Genomic DNA, 3,544 nt, shown 5'->3' with positions numbered 1-3,544 from the left:
GAGGCTGCGGGACAGTGGATCTTTTCGGTATGTACCGAAGCGATGCCGCTGCCCGGTTGTGCCTGACGAGATACAGGCATGATAAATGATAGGCGTTCTCATTTGCAAAGACTTGCAGGCATTGGCTGCGAAATAGCCGCGAACATGTCGGCATCTATACGTAAAATTCACAAATCGCCCTCGCCGGCCGCCCCAACCGCCCCCAAAACGCTCGAAAACCGGCGGCCACGGCGGATGCTCGCTCCGACATAATCGCCACGGACCTCCATCGGAAGACAGGCGATGCTCTACGTCGCAGGCCATTGGCAAGCTGGACACGGCCCCGAGTTCGCGCGGCACGATCCCTCGACCGATGCCGAAATCTGGCGCGGTCAGGCAGCTGACGCCGCTGATGTCGATGCCGCTTTCGCCGCTGCGCGCACCGCGTTCGAGGCCTGGTCGGACACCGGCTTCGAGCACCGCGCCGCCCTCGCTCGTCGTTATGCGGAATTGCTGCGCGAACGCAGCGAAGCGATCGCGCTGACCATTGCTCGCGAAGTCGGCAAACCGCTCTGGGAAGCACGTACCGAAGTAGCGACGATGGCCGGCAAGATCGAGCTGTCGATCCAGGCCTGGCACGAACGCACGGGCCACAAGGAACAAGCCACGACGTTCGGCCGGCATCGCCTACAGCACCGGCCGCATGGCGTGGTCGCGGTGTTCGGTCCGTACAACTTCCCGGGTCATCTGCCGAACGGCCACATCGTGCCGGCACTGCTGGCCGGCAATGCGGTGATCTTCAAGCCCAGCGAGCTGACGCCGATGACCGCAGCGGCGATGGTCCAGGCCTGGATCGATGCCGGCCTGCCGCCGGGCGTACTGAACCTGCTGCAGGGCGAGCGGGCGACCGGCGAAGCGATTGCCCGCCATCCGGATCTGGACGGTCTGTATTTCACCGGCAGCTCGCGCACCGGCGCCTTGCTGAACCAGCAGTTCGCGGCGAATCCCGGCGCGATCCTGGCGCTGGAAATGGGCGGCAATAATCCGCTGGTGGTCGGCAGTCGCTATGACATTGCCGCTGCCGTCCATGAAATTGTTCAAAGCGCCTGGATCACCAGCGGCCAGCGCTGCACCTGCGCGCGTAGGCTGTTCATCGCCAACGATGCTCAAGGCGATGCCCTGGTTGCTGCGCTCATCGAGGCGGCGCGTGCGCTTACTGTCGGCCCCGCGGAAAGCCTGCCGCAGCCGTTCATGGGGCCGGTGGTGTCAGGCCGAGTCGCCGAAGCCCTGCTCGCGGTACAGGCCGATCTCATCGATCGCGGTGCGATTGCCCTGCTGCCAATGACTCAGCTGGCGCTCGGCGCGGCCTACGTGACGCCAGCGCTGATCGATGTGACGGCGATTGCCGACAGCCTGCCGGACGAAGAACACTTCGGCCCGCTGCTGAAGCTGATCCGCTACTCGAGTTTCGATCAAGCCCTGCGCGGCGCCCGCGCCACCCGCTACGGCCTGTCCGCCGGCCTGCTCAGCGATGACGACGCGGAATGGACCGCGTTCCAGCGGGCCAGCCGCGCCGGCATCGTCAATCGCAATCGCCCGACCACTGGCGCCAGCGGCGCCTATCCCTTCGGCGGCGTCGGCGCCAGCGGCAACCATCGCGCCAGTGCCTTCTACGCCGCCGACTACTGCAGCTATCCGGTCGCGACGACTGAAGCCGATCGTCTACTGCCACCACCGGCTTCGACGTCGTAGATGCGTCTGCTTACGGCGTGCACTCTCCAGCCGTGAAGCCGAATTGGTAGCGAACGCCGATGGTCGCTCCGCTGGCGTCGACCGACAGCGACAGATTGGTGGTGTTGAGCGTGCCGTTCGGCGTGTAACCCACCGAGATCACCTGCTTGTGCGGCGCGAAGGCATTGTCGGTAGGCGCGTAGGTCGTGCTGTCTTCGAAGTAGTAGCCCTTGTCCGCGTTGTACTGCGCCGGGCTGACCGAGATGACGCCGAGGCTGACCGAACCATCCGCTGCAATCGAGAATGCAGTGCTGCCGCTGGGCACGCCCGCCGCATTATTTGCAGGGCAGTTCAGCGTGGCAGAGCGGGCGTAGCCGCCGACGATCGCTGCAGCGTTCACGGTGGCAAGGTTGGCGCGGCCGCTGACGCCAGTGCAGTTGCGGCTCTTGCTGGTCTCGAAAGCGATGACGTTGACGGCTGCGGGCTGGATGCTGCCGTCGGGCAGGAACTGCAGCAGGAAACGCGGGGTGAAGCTGCCGGACTGGCGCAGCGAGCTGTAGGCGTTATCACCTTGAAGGATCACACCGCCGCCGTTGCTGGCATCGACGCTGGGCAGGCCATCGACACTGCCGGTGCCATCGGCATTGATGACGACAGTGCGGTTCATCGTGCCGCCGCTATCGGTCGGACAGGCGACGACGTACTGGCCAACATAGGCGGCGCTGAGCTGCGAGGCCAGCGAGCTCGTAGGCGTGATCGGCGGCGCCGTGACATCGCGCTTCCGGGAGACCAGCAACACACCGCTCTCGGCACCGGCGAAACCTTGCGCGGTGAGGGTCAGATAACCCAGCGCCGGCTCATAGGTGATGAACAGGTCGATCGATCCGCCGTTGGCGGCGTAGTAGCGGGCGGTGTCCTTCTCGGTGGCCGTGCCCGGGTTGTCCTGCGTGTAGTCGCTCAGCGTGCGCTGCACATAGCGGTAGCTGACGGTCTGCGTGTTGCCGATCAGGTTCACCGTGCCATCGGCCAGGATCTGCACGCTGTGCAGGCTGGCGTTCGGGAACTCGCTCTCGGCGCCGCCGTAGACGTTGCTGACCTGCAGCCGATAGTCACCGGCCAGCGCGCCGAAGAAAGCGCCGAGGGTTGCCGAGCCAGGCGCGGTAAGCGGCCCGGAAACGACATCGCTGTCCGGCGGAGGCGGCGTTGACGGTGCGGCTGCCAGCATGCCGCCCGAGGTGAAATCGCCGCGTGCGGCTACGTAGCTCCGGCTCGCAGCACTCAGCGCTTGGGCATAGAGATCGAGCAAGCCGTCATAGGCGTCGCCGGCCACACCGGGTGCGATCGTCGCGACGACGGGATCGAAATCGGCCGCTGGCAGCGTGTAGCCGGCGGCAGTCAGCGCCGTGCGCAAGGCCGCGATGGCGGCGTCGATTCCGCTGGCGACCTGCGGCAACTGGGTGGCGAGCGAGGCGCCGCCGAACCAGGCATCGAGCGCCAGCCCGGTCGCGGTGTTGACGGCTTGCGCCAGCGCCAGATCGGTCAGCGGCGTGATGTTGGCGACCGCCGCCGCACTGCTGCCACGGGCCAGCGAATAGAAAACCTCGGCATTGGCGGCCGCCGCCACCGAACCGCCGGACATCGGGATCGCGCAAGGCAGGGCCGCCGTCGGCACCTGTACAGTCCAGGCGCCGTCGCTGCCGCTGCTGGCGCTGGCCGTGCTGCCATCGCCGCACCGCAGGCTGATCGCGCCAGCCGCGATCGGCGCGCCGATCGCTGCACGGCCGCTGATCGTGGTCATCGCGGCTGGCGGCGGTGGTGAAGGTGGCGGCTGGCT

Annotated in this window: 1 protein-coding gene and 1 pseudogene; one reads left to right on the top strand and one right to left on the bottom strand. The window is 66.6% G+C overall.

From position 1 onward, the window contains the following. The first annotated feature begins 282 nt into the window (after positions 1 to 282). A complete protein-coding gene (gene astD / locus QZY06_RS06940) occupies positions 283 to 1,731 on the top strand; it encodes a succinylglutamate-semialdehyde dehydrogenase (protein ID WP_295682040.1) in 1,449 nt (482 codons plus the stop codon). Positions 1,732 to 1,741: 10 nt separating this feature from the next. Here the strand turns inward: astD and QZY06_RS06935 are convergent. Then, positions 1,742 to 3,544: pseudogene (locus tag QZY06_RS06935) on the bottom strand (hypothetical protein); the annotation flags it as partial.

This window comes from uncultured Nevskia sp. (assembly GCF_903885465.1).
Classification (GTDB): Bacteria; Pseudomonadota; Gammaproteobacteria; order Nevskiales; family Nevskiaceae; genus Nevskia.
This window is presented reverse-complemented; position numbering and strand designations above follow the sequence as displayed.

Coding starts and splice junctions, on each gene's coding strand:
- astD (WP_295682040.1), top strand. CDS start 283: ATGCTCTACGTCGCAGGCCATTGGCAAGCTGGACACGGCCCCGAGTTC.